This window comes from Bacillus sp. Nf3, from assembly GCF_003028545.1.
GTDB lineage: Bacteria > Bacillota > Bacilli > Bacillales > Bacillaceae > Bacillus > Bacillus safensis.
On the sequence record NZ_PYUA01000002.1, the window covers coordinates 414,799 to 432,100 of the forward strand.

The window sequence follows — 17,302 nt, forward strand, 5'->3', positions numbered from 1 at the left end:
AAAGCATATTATGAAGATAAAGGGAAAATATGTTAAAGTGATTATAGAAAGGGAGGGCTTCGAATGGTGTTGATGAGGTTGATCAGCATATATATGCTGACAGCGTTTAGTTTGGGATTTGTTATAAACTATGTACCTGGTTTGATGCTGCCCATCTATATTCTTGCGATGATTGGGCTCATTTTATGCCTCGGTCATATTGCGCTCCATTATATTCGGCGAATTAGATATATGTTGTTTGAAGAAAAACGGTAAGATTTCTCCTATGGAAAAAACCTCCTGCTAGTTGCGTGAGGTTTTTATTTTTTTGGTTTTTGATGTTCTAACAGTTGGATGATTTTCTCGTTTGGTGCTTTGATTACAGTACAATAAGAGTGTATAAAATGAACAGTTCATGCCATCTATTCGACAATTGGTGTGAATGGAGAATGTTAAGGGGGATTCATTTGAAACGAGTAGACGTGGTTTCAGCTATTATTTATGATGAGGAAGAAAATATATTAACGGTCAAGAATGTAAGGGGATATTGGGAACTTCCGGGCGGTGCTGTGGAAAAAGGTGAACACCTGCAGCAGGCTGTCATCCGTGAAGTGAAAGAAGAGACAGGGTATGTTGTCAAAGTAAATGAACTTCATTCGGTTCGTGAAGCATTCTTTCAAGATAAAAAGCATCATGCGCTGATCATTACGTTCTTTGCGGAAATGATCGGGGGAGAGATGAACATTCTAGATCCGGATCATGATATTGAAGAAGTAAAATGGGTCAGCACTCAAACCTTTCAAAAGCTAAACCCAAAGCTATTTCACATGCTAAAATTAAACCAACAAACAAAAGCTTTTTATGATTTTGAGGGAAATAGAACAATTGGTTAAATCCAAATTGATATAGGCATGAAGGAGCGATATTGATGTTTTTATACTACGGACCCATAGGAGCTCCAGTAGAAAATCCGGGAGAAGAATTCATGAAAAAAATCTTCTTCCAGGAGGGTGAAGAGTATTGGGAACAAGGTAACGGGGAATCTTCCATTGAGATAGAGGAAGATTGGGAATGCGAAAGTCTAGTTTTCTTTTATACTGAACCGTATGGATTTTTTATCATCAGATATCCAGATTTTTTAGTCCCTTTTCAAAAGGTAGAAAAGATCGAAACGATCGAGCATTTGGTCGCTGGATCACCATTGTATGTGCCATCGTGCAGCTATGTCGACCGCAATCAAGCGTATCAAATCGTTCAACATTTTTTGACGACAAAAAAAATACCTGACTTTGTTGATTGGGTTGAGTTGAGGAATATTGATTTTCAGCATAATGTGAAAAGTTAGGGGAGTAAGGTGAAAGTGTGTACAAATGAAAGAATACATAGTTTAGTTGAGAGTATGCATTTACATGTAGGATATTATGAACAAGGTTATGGTTATGAAGGCGTCTTTTAAGAGTTTAGAAACAGGAAGATGGTTATTGTTTTTTGATCAGAAAAGTTACGGGTTGAATCTCTTAAAGAGTTATGAGGAATACGACCATTTAGGCTTATTCATTGGGGAATATCCAATTGAAGATGATCAAATTGAAGAGGAAGGTCAGCGATTATTCGAGCATTTTTTAAAAGGAAACAACATAGTGGGATAAATGAATGGACTTTAACTGACCTTACTTTTCATAAGAATGTACTGATTTTAACTTTCTACCAATAAAATTAGCAGATACAGGTATTGCCCAAACAGAAATTTGAACGATATGGTGAATTTCGTGGGCGATGATATGATGTACTGGTTATCCTTTTTTGTTTCATTAAAGCGATAAAGAGTTTGGCTTTTTTTGTTCTGGAATTAAAAGGTCAAATTCATCTCTCATTTAGCAACTTTGTTAACATAACAGTACTTCAAGAGTTTATATGGAAAGTCAACTCGTAAAAAATCGTATTGCATAACCTATGGAATGACCAAATTATATTAGATGAAGAAGTTATCTGTGTAATGATAACCAAGCACTTTTCAAAAGTTTTACACCTTGTGTTATTTCATCAAAGTCAAGGTGGCCAAAACCTAGTTTAATGAGGGGTGTTTCAGGATTTCTGTTAACGAAATAAATCTTAGTAGGATATACTTTTACTCCGTATTTAAAGGCGCGCTGTATTAGCCTTTCTTCCGAACAGTTGAGATGAACTTTCACTAAGATGTATAATCCAGACTGCTCACCAATAATCGTTACATGATCTCCGAGCTCGTGCTTTATATTGGAAATAAAGTGCTGCATTTTTTTTCTGTACACAACGCGCATGCGTTTAATATGGCGAAGCCATTCTCCCTTTCTCATAAACTCGGCCATAGTGAGCTGGCTGAGTATAGAAGCGGTGTTTTCGAATTGACGAAATCGTTTGTTGTACCGGTGTAAAATCGGCTGCGGCAATACCATGTAGCTGAGACGAATGCCTGGGAGAAAGGACTTTGAGAAATTCCCTAAATAAATAACTCTTTCTGAATGAATGGAGGCAAGGGCAGGAAATGGCTGCTGCGTATAACGGAATTCACTGTCATAATCATCTTCAAGAATATACCCCTCTTTTTTATTGACCCAATTAATAAGCGTTTGCCGTTGCTGAATCGGCATGCTTACTCCGTAAGGACTGTGATGAGAAGGTGTCACATAGATTAATCTTTCTTGCAGTCGATTTAAGTTAGAAAAATCAGCTCCGGTCTCAAAAACCGGTAACGTTTCCATAGTAAACCCATGAAATTGAAGTGCTTCTCTCGCACCGTCGTAGCCGGGATCTTCAATTATAACTCCAGAAAACTCATCTTTCAGAATATGACCAAGATAAATCAGCATCTGCTGTGTACTGCTGCCAATGATTATGGAAGTTGCCTCTGTTTTTACTCCCCGGGATTCTAATAGATACGCAGCCACTTGTTCACGGAGGCACATTTCCCCGAATGCTTCACCGTATTGATAGCTTGTCTGTAATGTCAAAACTTGATTGGACAATTTCCTCCATATTTTTATGGGGAAATGCGCTTGATCTACGGCACCCGCACGGAAGTCGATTAAAACTGGTTGTATCGTTTCTCTTTTCTTATTTTCAAAAGAGTCATCTTTCCTTTGAAATAAAGAGAGTTCTACTTCATTTACAAAATACCCTTTTCGTTTTTCTCCCCGAATGTAGCCTTCTGCTAAAAGCTGATCATAGGCCATAAGCGTTGTATTGCGGCTTACTTGCAGGGAGTTCGCCAGTTCACGAATAGATGGTAATTGCTCATTGGCATATATATTTCCTTGTTCAATTAATAATTTAAACTGCTCGTAAATTTGTTTGTATTTTGGAGCATCATCTTTAAAAGCAAAAATAATATTTTTCATCGCTTTCTCCTCTGACATGCTTATTTATCCGAAATTGTACCTTTGAAAATGTCAGTTTGTATCATATTATATCTTAAAAGCTGTAATGAAACCATTTTAGAACTTAAATACTTGTGTTCTAATTTAGTACGAGAGGAGAGTTTTTCATGTTTATCCCTGCTTATTTTAAACTGAGTGAAACAGAAGCTTGCGATGTGATCAAAGAGAACGGTTTTGCAACATTGTTTTCAATGCATGATGGTATGCCATATGCAACTCACTTGCCATTGATGATGAGCACCGACAAAAATTACTTATACGGTCATTTTGCTCTGGCAAATCTCCAATGGAAGGATATTGTAGACCAACCTATTTTAGCAGTTTTTCAAGGACCTCATTGTTACATTTCGCCCTCGTGGTATGAGACGAATCAAGCTGTTCCTACATGGAATTATGTAGCCGTTCATGTTTACGGGGAAGTTGAACTTCTAGATGAGGAAGAAACTGCAAAATCCATGAGTGATTTGGTATTGAAATATGAAAGCCCTGACAGTCCATATAAATTAGAGGAAATGGATTCTAAATTGTTGGCGGGCATGAACAAAGGAGTAAAAGGTTTTAAAATCAAAATCAACAAAATTGAGGGGGTAGCGAAATTAAGCCAAAACCATTCAATTTTGCGACAAGAAATGGTCGTTAAACAACTCAAGCAAATACCACATACAAATGAACAGACCATCTCCAGTCTCATGCAAGAAAATATAAATAAAAATTGAGTGAGAGGTTGAAAGTCTATTTTTAGAAGGATTCGACCCTTTTATTGAACATTTGAAAAACAATGGCATTGAGAAGTTACAAAAGGTCAACCTATTGTTAATATAAAAGCCCGTTATAAAAAGCTTGGTTTAAAAAAGGTAATTGCCAGTCACCAATCATATCAATTTAAAAGATCGAGTATTCAATAAGATGATTAATTTATGTTTAAAAAAAGTGCATTTGTCACAGGTGGGGGGAACCTTTTACTTAATTGGTGCTAGTGAAATGAAATAGAAAAAAGCCGGAATTTTAGACCGGCCTCTACGACATCACTTCCCCTTCTCCCGTTTCCGTTTTTCCTTCTCCGCCTGGTAAAACTCATGAAACATCTTCATCAGCGCCCGCTTTTCAATCCGTGACACATAGCTCCGCGATATCCCGAGCTCTTTGGCTATTTCCCGCTGCGTTTTTTCTTTCTTTAAATCAAGGCAGAACCTGCCGACGATGACTTCTTTTTCTCGGCCGTCGAGGATGTCGATATACTCCTTTACTTTTTCAAGCTCCATGTTGAGCTGAATATCGATCACATCTTCATTTTCGGATTTTAAGACATCGATTAATGAATTTTCGTTGCCTTCTTTATCCTGACTGATGGGGTCATGCAAGGAGACATCTTTTTTCATTTTTTGAGGGCGCGTAAGTGCATGAGAATTTCATTATTAAAGTCAAAAGGGGGGCAGAATTTAAAAATCGAATTTCACTTTTGCCCCATCATGCAATAATTCAGGTTCGTCATTTAGAAATACATCTCCTAAGTGAAGTGTGATTGAGCTCAAATCTGAAACATCATCTACAAGTAAAGGAACTACAACCATACCTTCATTTTCGACTTTACCATAAAAAGAACCAACACCTTTATCCGTATACAAATTAGACTCATTGACTTCAATTTGTTTTTTTGTATTAGTGGTAATAACTTTAACACCAGAAAACAAAACATCTTTATCGGAAGTGTTTTCAGTCGTGTAAGTGATTTGTATTCTATGATATTTATCTTTTTCATATTGATTATCAGAAAGAAGCTCTTTATCGTCTTCACCTAAATTACTGTATTCAAAAACTTTAATATCTTGTATTTTCATCTTAATAGGACTTAAATCTATTTCTTTTTGTTTGTTGTTTATCTTTTTCAAAGTCAGTGTTGACCCATTTTTATCTTTCTTCCACTCCCCAATCTTTGATAAGCGTCCTGACGTTGGTTTATTCTCTTTTTGTGCTGATTCTTTTGAAGCCTCTTTGCTCGTTTCTTCTTTTTTTGCTGGATCAGTTGAACTGTTAGTGTTACCGCAAGCAGTTAGAACTGCCATAAAGCATAAGAATAAAATTAGTTTAGCTTTTTTCATTAGTCTGCACCCTTCTATATACACATTTTAGTAATACAGGAAACATTATAATATAAAAAATATTAAATTGATGATTTTCGACAAAATAAGACAAAACAATTAATGACTTATAGCATGGGTTTAAAGTCATGAAACATTCGGTAGTGAATTCGGATGTAACATTAAAAAGTGCTGATATTTCATTTGTGAAATTATTATAAGTCTGAATAGCTTTTATTTTTCTAAACATAAAAGTTGAAATACAAAACTATGCAAACCGATTGTCCTGCATTTTTCCACAATTCTCTAAACAGTGGGGCATAATTAGTTGATTTCTTTCATGTCTAAACGCATGACACAAAGTTCATCACCAAAATATTTCCATTTTTCTTGAGGTCTAAGGCGGTAGCTATTATCAAAAGAAATGCAACGAGACAGTAGCTTATTGCCGAAATAAAAAACAGACCTAGTAAGGTCTGTTTTTGTTAGAAGTTAGGGAAATTCATTTTCACTTCCCCTTCTCCCGCTTCCGTTTTTCCTTCTCCGCCCGATAAAACTCATGAAACATCTTCATCAGCGCCCGCTTCTCAATCCGTGACACATAGCTCCGCGATATCCCGAGCTCCTTGGCTATTTCCCGCTGCGTTTTTTCTTTCTTTAAATCAAGTCCGAACCTGCCGACGATGACTTCTTTTTCTCGGCCGTCGAGAATGTCGATATACTCCTTTACTTTTTCAAGCTCCATGTTGAGCTGAATGGTATCGATCACATCTTCATTTTCGGATTTTAAGACATCGATTAATGAAATTTCGTTGCCTTCTTTATCCTGACCGATGGGGTCATGCAAGGAGACGTCTTTTTTCGTTTTTTTGAGCGCACGTAAGTGCATGAGAATTTCATTTTCAATACACCGCGCCGCATACGTTGCCAGCTTTGTTCCTTTTCCAGAGGAATAGCTTTCGATGGCTTTAATGAGTCCGATCGTCCCGATGGAGATGAGGTCTTCAGCGTCTTCCCCGGTATTTTCAAATTTCTTTACAATATGGGCGACGAGCCGAAGGTTATGTTCAATCAGCATGTTTCTTGCGTGTTCATCGCCCTGTGCCATGAGGGCTAAGTATTTTTTTTCATCATCTCCCGAAAGGGGCTGTGGAAAGGCATTGTTTTTGACATAGGACACTAAAAACACCAATTCTTTGACCATCAATCCCATCGCTGTAAATACTCCTGCCACGATTTTCACCTCCACCATGTTTAGGCTGCTGCCTATATCCTCAAATGTATGTGAAGGAGGGATTGTCTGTGTCTGTACGATGAAAAAATCATCTTTTTCAAAAAAATCGTGCTTCTGTGCGTCTCTTTTTTATGTTTGCGGTTTCTTTTCGGTGCTTGGCGGTCAAGAAGCGTGCTAAAATATGTAATATTAGACCGAAAAGGAAGGGGTCATTTCGGAACATGGGGAAGGTTCTATCTTCACATGTAGGTATGAAAATTAATGAATGGTATCGAATGATACGGCAGTTCAGTGTTCCAGATGCGGAAATCTTGAAAGCGGAAGTTGAAGCGGAAATTGAACAGATGGAAGAGGACCAGCATTTACTGATTTATTATCAGCTCATGTGTTTTCGGCACCAAATCATGCTTGACTATATACACCCTTCAAAATACCAACCTTTCTCAGTATCTAATCTAGTCGATAAAATCGAAAATTCCAATCATGAGTTATCTGATATGCTGCATTATTACCATGCATTTTTTCGTGGCATGCATGAATTTAGTCAAAAAGAATATTTAGAAGCCGTCAAATATTATCGAGTCGCAGAAAAGCAGCTGTCCATGGTATTTGATGATATTGAGCAGGCTGAGTTTCATTTTAAAGTGGCAGAAGCCTACTATATAATGAAACAAACACATGTCTCCATGCACCATATTTTAAAGGCGCTGGAAATATACGATCAGCATGATGCGTATACCATTCGCATCATTCAATGTCTCTTTGTCATTTCAGGAAATTATCAAGATTTAAAACGAAAAGACCGGGCACTGCCTCATTTAAAAAAGGCAAAACAGCTCGCATCTCAAATTGATCACCCGCGCATATACAGTTCAGCGCTCTATAATTTAGGAAAATGTTATGGCGAGCTTGGCTATAGAGAGGAAGCGGAACGATATTTAACGGAATCCGCTGATCTTGCCCGCAAAGAGCTGCTTCCAACGCTTCCGCATACGCTCTATACGCTGGCGAAGCTGCTTTTTAGACAGAATGAACAGGCGGATGCCTTGCGCATATTAGAAGCTGGGAAATTGGCTGCAAAGAAGCATGAAGACCAGCTGTTCTGTCATATGTTTGAGTATCTGGATGCTTTATATGTTCAGGAAATCAATGAAGACCAACTGCAAAAAACCATTGATTATTTGGAAAAACTTAGCCTATACTCTTATATAGAGGATATCTCACTAGAAATTGCGACAGCCTTAGAAGCCTCTCAACAATACAAAAAGTCCAACCAGTATTATCAGAAATTATTATGGGCTCAAAATCAAATCCAAGAAGGAGAGTGTCTGTATGAATTCTAAGCAACGTTCGACAGTTGAAGAGAGAAACCAAACGTGAAACACAAAGAGCGGGCCAGTATGGCCGGCTTTTTTTTATGTGAAAAAGATGTCGATATCCTCATGAGGTTTGCATGAATTGATGAGAAAGCGGGCAATTTAATTGGTAATGATGTTCGGTGGAGGAGGCGGTCGAATGAAAGGGCTGCATATCTTAATGTGTATATGGCTGCTATGTGCTTTTGTTCCTAATAAAGTAGAGGCACGTACATTAAAACGAGTCGATCTTGAAAAAACGGGACGTGCCTTTTGGGACATGAGAGCGGAACGGAAAAAGATTGCAATCACCTTTGATGATGGACCTCACCCAGTGTATACAAATCAAATATTGGATGTGCTGAAGGAGCATCAAGTGAATGCGAGCTTTTTTGTGATAGGGAGCCGAATCCATGCATATCCGATGATCGCAGAACGGATTGTGGACGAAGGGAATGAACTTGGCAATCATACGATGAATCATACGTATTTTGACCTGTTGTCGTCAAAGGAGATCAAGCGGGAATTAAAAGAATCAGCGGCTCATATCGCTTCACTCCAGCCTGGCGGTCCCTTATTATTTCGCCCTCCTGGTGGACGTTTAACAATGAAATCATTCCGCATTCTGTCAAAGCAAGGGTACGATGTGGTTATGTGGTCCTTTACGCAAGATCCGAAGGACTGGTCAAGACCAGGCGCACATAAAATTGCAAGCCGAATTATTGATCATATTCAAGGCGGCGATATCATCCTTTTACATGATGGCGGGGGAAATCGCAAGCAAACGGTAGAAGCATTAAAGCAGGTGATTCCTGAATTAAAGAAGAGAGGCTATGAATTTGTAAAAGTAAGTGAGCTGCTTCACCATGACAAAGCATATATGCCAGTTCAACTGCAATAGGAAGCATTCGTCAAAAACAGTCATTCATTGAAACCAAAAGTCTTGTCGTTTACTATATGAAGAGGGCTTTTGGAGGTGAATGTTGTGAAGAAGTATGTTTTCCTTTTTATCCTATTATGTGTTGCTGCCGGGTGCTCAAAGCCAGTACAAGAAAGCGTCATTGCATTTGGTGACAGCAATACGAGAGGATCGAACTGGGACTTTCGAGATTACCCAACATCTGAAAAATGGGTGAATCTCATGAAAAACGTCGAGCGCGGCCAAATTCAAGTGAAGAATGCAGGCATTGGCGGGCAGACGACTGAAGATGCGAAGCTTCGTTTTGAGCAGGATATTTTAAAGCAGAAACCAACTTACGTCCTCATCATGTTCGGTACGAATGATGCGGCGATTTTAGACGGGAAACATCCCCGAGTGACGAAAAAAAGGTTTAAAGAAAATTTATCCTACTTCATTTCTGAAAGTAGAAAAGAAGGCATTACCCCGATTCTCATGACCTGTGTGCCTGTTGTAGAAGGCGGGAAAAAGGGCTTGTATTATTACTCTAGATATAAGTCATCTTATTTTGCCGGAAGAGGCGGGGCAAGAGCTTGGCAAAACTCTTATAATGACATCACGAGAGAAGTAGCGAAGGATGAGCAGGTGCCGCTTGTCGACAACTGGAAAGCTTTCATCCGAGAAGCTGGTGAAGATAGTGATCATGCCCTGATTCAGTCAGGCTTGATCGACCCTTCTGGCAATCATATGACACCAAAAGGTGCGAGAATTATTTATAACGAAATCAAAGAGCGTGATGTCATCAAACATTTTTAAATGATGGCCATCTGCCTAAACAAGACCATCCATCCAGCATAGTCTAACAGTATATCTTCCTAGAAGGAGGTAACTGATATGTGGGGATGTCCTTATCCTTACCCTGCGTGTTCGCCTTATCCAGCACAAGGAGCAGGAATCGGTTACGCTTTTCTTGTTGTGTTCCTTGTGGTCATTTTAGTCGTAGGCGGAGGGTTATGGTTTTGGAATGAACAGCCTTACAATTAAGACACCTCTTCTTTTATCAGAAGGGGTGTTTTTTACGGAAAATAGTAGTAAGCCTATAGCGCAAGTGATATAATATCAGTCACCTGAGTTTAAAAAAGGAGAGTGCTCGGGAGGCATGGTTCCTGTGATATGGAATTAAGAGGAAACAGAGAGCATATGCCCGAGCGAACGTCTTTTCATTTCTGTCTCAATTAATTCAATGAAGTCGCGATTTAAGTTCATTTCATTTGCTTTATAATACGATTCTATAAGTAAATCATCTGACAGCTTTTTCATACTAGAAACCCATATGATGGGAAAAACACCTCCCCTGAAAAAGTTGGCATAAAATTTGAGGAAAAGACATATCATCATAGGTTGATCGACTGTCTTTGAAGTACCTTTAATCTACCATGAATGGGAAACAAGAACAATCGTTCTGTTATCCACATGGTTAAGTGGATAACTTGTGGGTAGAGTGTTTATAATTGAATGAAAGCGTGATGAAATATAGGTGGATAATGTGTGTAAAATTATCCACACCTGTTGAAGGGCCTCATCATATGTCGAAAACTTTTTCATTGTATTCGATAGACAGACAAATTGTGATTTGATTCGACACAATCGCTGAAAACCAATGGAAGAAAGGGTGCAAATTGTGCTAAAGAAGTATTTCTTACCGGATGAATTTGTGAAAAGTATTTTCCACATTTCACCGCAAAAATTAAAAGAACGAAATGTAAAAGGAATTATTACTGATCTAGATAACACACTAGTAGAATGGGACCGTCCAAGTGCGACACCGCGCTTAATTGAGTGGTTTCAAGAAATGAAAGATCACGGGATACAAGTGACGATTGTATCGAACAATAATGAAAAAAGGGTCAAGCTTTTTTCTGAACCGGTTCATATCCCGTTTATCTATAAAGCGAGAAAGCCTATGGGAAGAGCCTTTAATAAGGCAGTCGCTGATATGCAATTGAAAAAAGAAGATGTGGTTGTCATTGGGGATCAGCTCATGACAGATGTTCTTGGCGGGAATCGTCATGGCTTCCATACGATTTTGGTCGTTCCTGTTGCTGCCTCGGACGGATTTTTCACAAAGTTTAACAGGCAGATTGAACGCAGAATTTTAGGAGCCTTAAAGCGTAAGGGCCACATTCAGTGGGAGGAAGAGTAATAATGGAAAAGGTTGTTTGTATTGGCTGCGGTGTAGCCATTCAGACGGAAGATAAAGATCAATTAGGATATGCGCCGGCAGCATCTCTATTGAAAGAAGATGTGATCTGTCAGCGCTGTTTTAGGTTAAAGAACTACAATGAAATTCAAGATGTTTCTTTAACAGAAGACGACTTTTTAAATATATTGCACAGCATTGGAGAGACAGATTCTCTCATTGTGAAGGTCGTTGATATTTTTGACTTTAACGGAAGCTGGATCAATGGACTGAGCCGTATTGTCGGTGGTAATCAGATTTTACTTGTCGGCAACAAAGTGGATATTTTACCGAAATCCGTGAAAAAAGATCGTCTGATTCATTGGATGAAACGGGAAGCAAAGGAAAACGGATTAAACCCTATTGATGTTTTCTTAATTAGTGCAAGCAGAGGCCAGGGCGTACCTGAGGTGATGGAAGCGATTGATCATTACCGCGAGGGAAGAAATGTCTATGTTGTCGGCTGTACGAATGTTGGGAAATCAACATTTATCAATCGAATCATCAAAGAAGTATCTGGAGAAGAGAATGTCATTACTACCTCCCAATATCCAGGTACTACACTTGATGCGATTGAAATTCCGCTTGATGATGGGTCTGCTTTATTCGATACGCCGGGCATCATCAACCGACATCAAATGGCACACTATGTCAGCAAAAATGACTTGAAGATTTTAACGCCGAAAAAAGAATTGAAACCGAGAACGTTCCAATTAAATGAAGCACAAACGCTTTATTTTGGCGGACTGGCTCGATTTGATTACGTAAAAGGCGGCAGAACGTCATTTGTCTGCTATATGCCAAATGAGCTGAACATTCACCGTACAAAGCTGGAGAACGCAGATGATTTATATGAAAAACATGCAGGAGAACTGCTGTCACCGCCATCAAAAGAGGGAATAGAAGATTTCCCGCCGCTCGTTCCGCATACCTTTACCATTGATCAGCCAAAAATGGACATCGTCTTTTCAGGTTTAGGCTGGGTCACTGCAAATGATGCGGACAAGCAAATCAAAGTTTATGCGCCAAAAGGCGTTCATGTGTTTATGAGACGTTCGTTAATTTAAATGTTCAAAGGGGGAGAGACCTTGAAACCTTTATACGGAGTAATCGGCAACCCTGTTGGCCACTCAATGTCTCCGGATATTCATAATGCAGCACTAAAGGATGCTGGAATAGATGGACATTATCATGGCTTTCAAGTAGAAAATGATGACCTGAAAGATGCGATTAGCGGCATGAAAGCGTTAGGAATCAGAGGCATTAACGTCACTGTTCCGCACAAGGTAGAAATCATGAAGTACCTTGACAAAATTGATGTGACAGCTGAACGCCTCGGTGCCGTCAATACGGTACGGCGCGAAGGGGATCAGCTCGTTGGGTACAATACAGATGGAGAAGGCTTTCTTCATTCATTGCTTGAAGCCTTGGATCAGCCGTTATCAGAGCTATCATTTCTCTTGATTGGTGCTGGCGGAGCGGCAAGAGCGATTTATACGACAATTGCTCAGTATGCACCGAAGAGCTTTGATATTACGAACCGCACCATTGAAAAAGCTGAAGCTTTAATTGAAACTGCAGAGGGGAAAATCACATCTCATGCAATCACATTAAATACAGCAGAAGAGCGGCTTGGGGAATATGATGTCATCATCCATACGACCTCGATTGGTATGTATCCGAATGTTGAGGAAACCCCGATTTCTTTAGCGAACGCAAAAAAAACAGCGGTCGTTTGTGATATTGTGTATAATCCAATAGAAACAAAACTGCTAAGTGAAGCAGCAGGATTAGGCTTGAAAACAGTAGATGGGGTTGGCATGTTTGTTGGACAAGCAGTAAGAGCCTTTGAACTGTGGACAGGCATTACGCCTGACGCCGGAAAAATGAAGTCAATTGTCATAGAGAAATTAGGAGGAACACCATGTTAAAAGGTAAGCAAAAACGTTTTTTACGTGCACAAGCACATCATTTATCACCTATTTTTCAAGTTGGAAAAGGCGGGGTAAATGACAATATGGTCAAGCAAATTTCCGAGGCGCTTGAAGCAAGAGAACTGTTAAAAGTCAGCGTATTGCAAAATTGTGACGAGGACAAAACAGAAGTTGCGAAAGCACTTGTAAAAGGTGCAAAAGCTGAACTCGTTCAAACGATCGGAAATGTGATTGTCCTTTACAAAGAATCTAAGGAAAATAAACAAATTAAGCTGCCGTAAAGGTGGATGCGATATGAAAAAAATAGGATTGTTCGGCGGTACGTTTGACCCTCCCCATAACGGGCATTTACTGATGGCAAGTGAGGTGCGGACTCAAGTGGGGCTGGATGAAATATGGTTTATCCCAAACCATATGCCTCCTCATAAAGCAGGAAGGAAACGAGCAGATAGTCATCACCGGATAAAAATGGTGGAGACGGCGATTCTGTCAAATCCGTATTTTCGTCTCGAGCTCATTGAAATGGAGCGGGAGGGTCCGTCTTATACGGTAGATACAGTGGATCTGTTAAAGAAGCGTCATCCAGAAGATCAGTTCTTTTTTATGATAGGAGCGGACATGGTCGAGTATTTGCCAAAATGGCATCGGATCGACGATTTGCTTCAAATGATCACCTTTATTGGGATGAAAAGACCGGGTTACGTTGGAAGTACGGCATATCCGCTTTTATTTGCAGATGTTCCAGCTTTTGATGTATCATCGACATTGATTAGGCAGCGAATAGAGCAGGGAATACCTGTTGATTATTTGATTCCGAAAGCTGTTGAGCGTTATATAAAGGAGCATCATTTATATGAATCGTGAAGAAGCATTGAACTGTGTCAAAGAGCAGTTAACAGAGCATAGATATACACATACACTTGGAGTCATGGAGACAGCCATTTCATTAGCGGAACGGTTCGGTGCAGATGTGAAAAAAGCAGAGATCGCCGCTATTTTTCATGATTATGCGAAATTTAGACCAAAGGAAGAAATGAAGGGGATTATCGAGCAAGAGAAGATGAACCCTTTATTGCTTGAATATTCGCCTGAGCTTTGGCACGCGCCGGTTGGTGCCTATTTGGTCAAAAAAGAAGCTGGAATTGATGATCACGATGTGTTAACAGCCATTGAATTTCATACTTCCGGCAGACCAGACATGACTTTACTTGAAAAAGTCATTTATGTCGCAGATTATATTGAACCAGGACGACATTTCCCTGGTGTCGAAGAAGTAAGGGAGTTAGCAGAACATGATCTAGATCGTGCACTGATCCAATCATTAAAAAACACCATCAGTTTTCTAATGAAAAAGAATCAGCCAGTCTTTCCAGATACGCTTGCTACTTACAACTCGCTTGTGCATAAGAACAACTAAGGAGGAATTTTGGATGGACTCATCATCAATTTTAAACGTCGCAGCAGGTGCATGCGATGATAAACGGGCTGAGGATATTATTGCCCTTAATATGCAAGGAATCTCACTTGTTGCAGATTATTTTCTCATTTGTCACGGGAATTCTGATAAACAAGTGCAAGCCATTGCAAGAGAAGTAAAACATCTTGCAGAGGAAAGCGGAATCGAAGTGAAGAAGATGGAAGGCTTTGATGAAGCAAGATGGGTATTGATAGACCTAGGAGATGTTATTGCCCATGTGTTCCACAAAGAAGAAAGAGGATATTACAATCTAGAAAAGCTTTGGGGAGATGCGCCGAGAGAAACGCTTTCACTTGGCATTAACTCATGATTTATCAAGGGTTTGCAGGTGTGTATGACGAGCTCATGACACATGCGCCTTATGATGAATGGGTTCAGTGGATCCAGCAGTATATTAAGCCGAATGCTGCCATCATCGATGTAGGCTGTGGAACTGGAGAGATTTCTCTTCGGTTAGCTGAAAAGGGCCACAAGGTCACAGGAATTGACCTCAGTGAAGAAATGCTGGCCTTCGCGCAGCAAAAAGCCCAGGCGAAAAAGCAGTCGATTCAATTTTTACATCAAGATATGAGAGAGGTTACGGGCTTTGAGCAAGCCTTCCAGGCAGCCGTTATTTGCTGTGATTCCTTGAATTACTTAAAAAACGAAAATGACGTCAAAAAAACCTTTAAAAACATGTTTCAGCTTTTAGAGGCAGATGGGGTTTTACTTTTTGATGTTCATACGCCTTATAAAATGGAAGAGGTATTCCCGGGATCGACTTTTGCAGATCAAGATGAAGAGATTAGCTATATTTGGCAGAGCGATAAAGGGGATGACATGTATTCGGTCATTCATGATTTAAGCTTTTTTGTAAAAGATGGAGACATGTATCAGCGTTATGATGAGACGCATGAACAGCGCACATTTCCATTTGAAACATATTCAGCGTTCCTTGAGTCCGCTGGTTTCGAACAAATAGAAGTGACCGCTGATTTTACAAATGAAGCCCCCGGTGAATTCGCCGAAAGATATTTCATCTCAGCTAAGAAACCAAAAACCATCGTTTAATAGAACGATGGTTTTTTAAAACCCTTTTTTAGCAAGTTGCAAAGATGATTAATTTCTGCGATCATCAGTGAACACACTTGGTGGATATTGATGCGCAACTGCTTCAAGATCTTCATCGAATTTTTCATGAGTGTTTTGAAAGAGACGGTGAAACATATCTTGCACACCTGCTTCAAGTGCTTTAATGCCTTCACCAGTGACCCCGCCTTTCACACATACTTTGTCTTGCAGTGTCGGAAGGGTATAGACTCTTTTTTCAATCAAACGGCCAAGTCCAACGAGCATATCTTCTGATAAGGTGGTGGCTTCTTCTTTAGAAATATCCGTTTCTTCTACAGCCGCTTCAATCATCTTCTGAACGAGAAAACTGATAAAAGCAGGTCCGCAGCTGACAATATCGGAAGCCACTCTTGTAATCGAATGATGGATCTCGATTGGTGTTGAAATGCACGAAGCCAACTGTCTTAACGCTGTTTTCGTCGCGGCATTGCAGGATGAACCAAAAGTTAAAAGTGATGCGCCTGATAAAGCGCGGTTTGTAATGCTTGGAATTAGCCTGGCTGTTTGACAAGGAACGATATCCTGAAGCTGTTCAGGATGAACCGGACTTGTAATGATGACAATGGTTTGCTGCTCCGTTAAAAGAGGACTCAGCTCTTTTAAAAGTGGATAAATATCAAGTGGTTTGACACAAACAAAAATGAAATCTTTATTCGTGACAGCCCCTGAAAGCTGTTTCGTTACTTCAAGCTCTGGATGGTTCTTTTTTATATTGAACGCTTTTTCAATGGTTCGGTTTGTAATGGTGATCGATGAGGGATTGACTGCCTTTGATTCAATAAATGCCTCAGTAAGTATGGTACCCATGTTTCCTGTACCGATTAACCCTATATTCAAACGTTCTCCCTCCTTAGACGCATAGGATCTGTTATCTTCTAAACAGTATGTTGAGCAGTAGAAAAATATGATTGAAAGAAGCGTGAGTAAGTGAAACGACTCATATCATTAAAAAAATACAGTCTTTATATTGCAGCTGGGCTCATGGTTGTGATGATCATCAGTTTCTTCTTTTTCACTGGAAAAGGGGAGGGAAGCAGAGAACCAAATGTATTGAAGGGGAATAAAGACATACAAGTCACATTAGAAGACAAACAAGAAAAGACAGAAAAAGAGCCATCGACGATTTTTGTAGAAGTCAAAGGAGCTGTAAGAAAGCCAGGTGTTTATACGTTTCAATCTGATGCTCGGGTAGAAGAAGCGATTCGAAGGGCAGGAGGCTTTACTAGCAAAGCAGACTCGATTGAAATCAACCAAGCAGCAAAATTAGAGGATGGTATGATGATTTATGTTCGGAAGCAGGGGGAAGCGGAAAGAGAGACGCAAACAGCATCAGCTGACGCATCAACGGACGTTGAAAAGAGTGAGGGTGTAAATGTCAATCAGGCCAATGCAGCCGAATTGCAAACCATTAACGGCATAGGACCAGCTAAAGCCGAAGCTATTATTACGTATAGAGAGGAACACGGAGATTTTCAACAAATTGAAGACTTGCGGAACATTTCAGGTTTTGGGGAAAAGACGATTGAACGGCTGAAAAGTCAATTGACCGTGAAGTAGAATTGACGGTATAGAAGAAAGGCAT

General features: G+C 39.7%; 23 protein-coding genes and 2 pseudogenes. 18 read left to right on the top strand and 7 right to left on the bottom strand.

From position 1 onward, the window contains the following. Positions 1-63: 63 nt before the first annotated feature. The 4 genes from C9414_RS06875 (at position 64) to C9414_RS06890 (ending at position 1,628) form a co-directional block, all read left to right on the top strand. Positions 64-255: a hypothetical protein gene (locus tag C9414_RS06875; protein WP_107163334.1), complete on the top strand. Its 192-nt coding sequence runs from the start codon at positions 64-66 to the stop codon at positions 253-255. Between the two features lie 191 nt (positions 256-446). Continuing rightward, positions 447-872, top strand: a complete 426-nt coding sequence (locus C9414_RS06880; protein WP_107163335.1) for an NUDIX hydrolase — start codon at positions 447-449, stop codon at positions 870-872. Between the two features lie 35 nt (positions 873-907). Further along, positions 908-1,324, top strand: coding sequence for a hypothetical protein (locus C9414_RS06885; RefSeq protein WP_107163336.1), 417 nt, complete (start codon positions 908-910; stop codon positions 1,322-1,324). A gap of 136 nt (positions 1,325-1,460) precedes the next feature. Then, on the top strand, positions 1,461-1,628 hold the full coding sequence (locus C9414_RS06890; RefSeq protein WP_258182576.1) for a hypothetical protein: 168 nt from the start codon (positions 1,461-1,463) through the stop codon (positions 1,626-1,628). A gap of 21 nt (positions 1,629-1,649) precedes the next feature. Here C9414_RS06890 and C9414_RS06895 read toward each other — a convergent pair. Together C9414_RS06895 and pdxR are read right to left on the bottom strand one after the other, a co-directional pair. Continuing rightward, positions 1,650-1,769, bottom strand: a pseudogene (locus tag C9414_RS06895) (DinB family protein); the annotation flags it as partial. Between the two features lie 195 nt (positions 1,770-1,964). After that, the gene (pdxR, locus tag C9414_RS06900; protein ID WP_107163337.1) at positions 1,965-3,356 is read right to left on the bottom strand and encodes a MocR-like pyridoxine biosynthesis transcription factor PdxR; all 1,392 of its coding nucleotides are present in this window, start codon (positions 3,354-3,356) and stop codon (positions 1,965-1,967) included. A 146-nt stretch (positions 3,357-3,502) separates the two neighbouring features. On the opposite strand from pdxR, the gene C9414_RS06905 reads away from it, so the two are divergent. Further along, on the top strand, positions 3,503-4,111 hold the full coding sequence (locus C9414_RS06905; protein ID WP_107163338.1) for an FMN-binding negative transcriptional regulator: 609 nt from the start codon (positions 3,503-3,505) through the stop codon (positions 4,109-4,111). Between the two features lie 309 nt (positions 4,112-4,420). Here the strand turns inward: C9414_RS06905 and C9414_RS06910 are convergent. The 3 genes and pseudogenes from C9414_RS06910 to sigK form a co-directional block, all read right to left on the bottom strand. After that, positions 4,421-4,809: pseudogene (locus C9414_RS06910) on the bottom strand (sigma-70 family RNA polymerase sigma factor); the annotation flags it as partial. A gap of 25 nt (positions 4,810-4,834) precedes the next feature. Then, positions 4,835-5,494 (bottom strand): hypothetical protein, encoded by a 660-nt coding sequence (locus C9414_RS06915; protein ID WP_008342520.1) that lies wholly within the window; start codon positions 5,492-5,494, stop codon positions 4,835-4,837. A gap of 487 nt (positions 5,495-5,981) precedes the next feature. After that, entirely contained in the window at positions 5,982-6,710 is a 729-nt protein-coding gene (gene sigK, locus C9414_RS06920) for an RNA polymerase sporulation sigma factor SigK (protein WP_034738387.1), read from the bottom strand. 218 nt (positions 6,711-6,928) lie between these two features. Between sigK and C9414_RS06925 the strand changes: the two genes are divergently transcribed. The 4 genes from C9414_RS06925 (at position 6,929) to C9414_RS20170 (ending at position 10,004) form a co-directional block, all read left to right on the top strand. Then, positions 6,929-8,050: a response regulator aspartate phosphatase gene (locus tag C9414_RS06925; RefSeq protein WP_041086294.1), complete on the top strand. Its 1,122-nt coding sequence runs from the start codon at positions 6,929-6,931 to the stop codon at positions 8,048-8,050. 172 nt (positions 8,051-8,222) lie between these two features. Further along, the gene (locus C9414_RS06930; RefSeq protein ID WP_047201930.1) at positions 8,223-8,963 is read left to right on the top strand and encodes a polysaccharide deacetylase family protein; all 741 of its coding nucleotides are present in this window, start codon (positions 8,223-8,225) and stop codon (positions 8,961-8,963) included. An 84-nt stretch (positions 8,964-9,047) separates the two neighbouring features. Next, complete coding sequence (locus C9414_RS06935; RefSeq protein ID WP_231730805.1) at positions 9,048-9,776, top strand: SGNH/GDSL hydrolase family protein; 729 nt, start codon at positions 9,048-9,050, stop codon at positions 9,774-9,776. 78 nt (positions 9,777-9,854) lie between these two features. Further along, on the top strand, positions 9,855-10,004 hold the full coding sequence (locus tag C9414_RS20170; protein ID WP_181286113.1) for a hypothetical protein: 150 nt from the start codon (positions 9,855-9,857) through the stop codon (positions 10,002-10,004). Between the two features lie 135 nt (positions 10,005-10,139). Here C9414_RS20170 and C9414_RS06940 read toward each other — a convergent pair whose 3' ends face one another. Continuing rightward, positions 10,140-10,280, bottom strand: coding sequence for a sporulation histidine kinase inhibitor Sda (locus C9414_RS06940; protein ID WP_003217327.1), 141 nt, complete (start codon positions 10,278-10,280; stop codon positions 10,140-10,142). A 361-nt stretch (positions 10,281-10,641) separates the two neighbouring features. On the opposite strand from C9414_RS06940, the gene C9414_RS06945 reads away from it, so the two are divergent. The 8 genes from C9414_RS06945 to C9414_RS06980 are packed head-to-tail and all read left to right on the top strand — an operon-like array spanning position 10,642 to position 15,660. Then, positions 10,642-11,163, top strand: a complete 522-nt coding sequence (locus C9414_RS06945; RefSeq protein WP_008356191.1) for a YqeG family HAD IIIA-type phosphatase — start codon at positions 10,642-10,644, stop codon at positions 11,161-11,163. A 2-nt stretch (positions 11,164-11,165) separates the two neighbouring features. Next, on the top strand, positions 11,166-12,266 hold the full coding sequence (gene yqeH / locus C9414_RS06950) for a ribosome biogenesis GTPase YqeH (RefSeq protein ID WP_058839045.1): 1,101 nt from the start codon (positions 11,166-11,168) through the stop codon (positions 12,264-12,266). 21 nt (positions 12,267-12,287) lie between these two features. Next, positions 12,288-13,130: a shikimate dehydrogenase gene (gene aroE, locus C9414_RS06955; RefSeq protein ID WP_047201928.1), complete on the top strand. Its 843-nt coding sequence runs from the start codon at positions 12,288-12,290 to the stop codon at positions 13,128-13,130. After that, a complete protein-coding gene (gene yhbY, locus C9414_RS06960) occupies positions 13,124-13,414 on the top strand; it encodes a ribosome assembly RNA-binding protein YhbY (protein WP_008342507.1) in 291 nt (96 codons plus the stop codon). The genes aroE and yhbY overlap by 7 nt, the downstream gene beginning before the upstream one ends. A gap of 13 nt (positions 13,415-13,427) precedes the next feature. Beyond that, the gene (locus C9414_RS06965; protein ID WP_047201927.1) at positions 13,428-13,997 is read left to right on the top strand and encodes a nicotinate-nucleotide adenylyltransferase; all 570 of its coding nucleotides are present in this window, start codon (positions 13,428-13,430) and stop codon (positions 13,995-13,997) included. Further along, entirely contained in the window at positions 13,987-14,550 is a 564-nt protein-coding gene (gene yqeK / locus C9414_RS06970; protein WP_048238932.1) for a bis(5'-nucleosyl)-tetraphosphatase (symmetrical) YqeK, read from the top strand. The genes C9414_RS06965 and yqeK overlap by 11 nt, the downstream gene beginning before the upstream one ends. A gap of 13 nt (positions 14,551-14,563) precedes the next feature. Then, positions 14,564-14,920 (top strand): ribosome silencing factor, encoded by a 357-nt coding sequence (rsfS, locus tag C9414_RS06975; RefSeq protein ID WP_003217467.1) that lies wholly within the window; start codon positions 14,564-14,566, stop codon positions 14,918-14,920. Continuing rightward, a complete protein-coding gene (locus C9414_RS06980) occupies positions 14,917-15,660 on the top strand; it encodes a class I SAM-dependent DNA methyltransferase (protein ID WP_047201925.1) in 744 nt (247 codons plus the stop codon). The genes rsfS and C9414_RS06980 overlap by 4 nt, the downstream gene beginning before the upstream one ends. Before the next feature lie 48 nt (positions 15,661-15,708). Here C9414_RS06980 and comER read toward each other — a convergent pair whose 3' ends face one another. Next, the gene (comER, locus tag C9414_RS06985) at positions 15,709-16,557 is read right to left on the bottom strand and encodes a late competence protein ComER (RefSeq protein ID WP_047201924.1); all 849 of its coding nucleotides are present in this window, start codon (positions 16,555-16,557) and stop codon (positions 15,709-15,711) included. A 90-nt stretch (positions 16,558-16,647) separates the two neighbouring features. Between comER and C9414_RS06990 the strand changes: the two genes are divergently transcribed. Next, entirely contained in the window at positions 16,648-17,277 is a 630-nt protein-coding gene (locus C9414_RS06990) for a helix-hairpin-helix domain-containing protein (protein ID WP_107163339.1), read from the top strand. Positions 17,278-17,302 lie beyond the last annotated feature (25 nt).

Excerpts from the sequence above, each read along its gene's own strand:
- C9414_RS20170 (WP_181286113.1), top strand. The coding sequence starts at position 9,855 with ATGTGGGGATGTCCTTATCCTTACCCTGCGTGTTCGCCTTATCCAGCA.
- C9414_RS06930 (WP_047201930.1), top strand. The coding sequence starts at position 8,223 with ATGAAAGGGCTGCATATCTTAATGTGTATATGGCTGCTATGTGCTTTT.
- C9414_RS06905 (WP_107163338.1), top strand. The coding sequence starts at position 3,503 with ATGTTTATCCCTGCTTATTTTAAACTGAGTGAAACAGAAGCTTGCGAT.
- C9414_RS06940 (WP_003217327.1), bottom strand. The coding sequence starts at position 10,280 with ATGAAAAAGCTGTCAGATGATTTACTTATAGAATCGTATTATAAAGCA.
- C9414_RS06875 (WP_107163334.1), top strand. The coding sequence starts at position 64 with ATGGTGTTGATGAGGTTGATCAGCATATATATGCTGACAGCGTTTAGT.
- C9414_RS06965 (WP_047201927.1), top strand. The coding sequence starts at position 13,428 with ATGAAAAAAATAGGATTGTTCGGCGGTACGTTTGACCCTCCCCATAAC.
- rsfS (WP_003217467.1), top strand. The coding sequence starts at position 14,564 with ATGGACTCATCATCAATTTTAAACGTCGCAGCAGGTGCATGCGATGAT.
- yhbY (WP_008342507.1), top strand. The coding sequence starts at position 13,124 with ATGTTAAAAGGTAAGCAAAAACGTTTTTTACGTGCACAAGCACATCAT.
- C9414_RS06925 (WP_041086294.1), top strand. The coding sequence starts at position 6,929 with ATGGGGAAGGTTCTATCTTCACATGTAGGTATGAAAATTAATGAATGG.
- yqeH (WP_058839045.1), top strand. The coding sequence starts at position 11,166 with ATGGAAAAGGTTGTTTGTATTGGCTGCGGTGTAGCCATTCAGACGGAA.
- C9414_RS06980 (WP_047201925.1), top strand. The coding sequence starts at position 14,917 with ATGATTTATCAAGGGTTTGCAGGTGTGTATGACGAGCTCATGACACAT.
- yqeK (WP_048238932.1), top strand. The coding sequence starts at position 13,987 with ATGAATCGTGAAGAAGCATTGAACTGTGTCAAAGAGCAGTTAACAGAG.
- pdxR (WP_107163337.1), bottom strand. The coding sequence starts at position 3,356 with ATGAAAAATATTATTTTTGCTTTTAAAGATGATGCTCCAAAATACAAA.
- C9414_RS06915 (WP_008342520.1), bottom strand. The coding sequence starts at position 5,494 with ATGAAAAAAGCTAAACTAATTTTATTCTTATGCTTTATGGCAGTTCTA.
- C9414_RS06885 (WP_107163336.1), top strand. The coding sequence starts at position 908 with ATGTTTTTATACTACGGACCCATAGGAGCTCCAGTAGAAAATCCGGGA.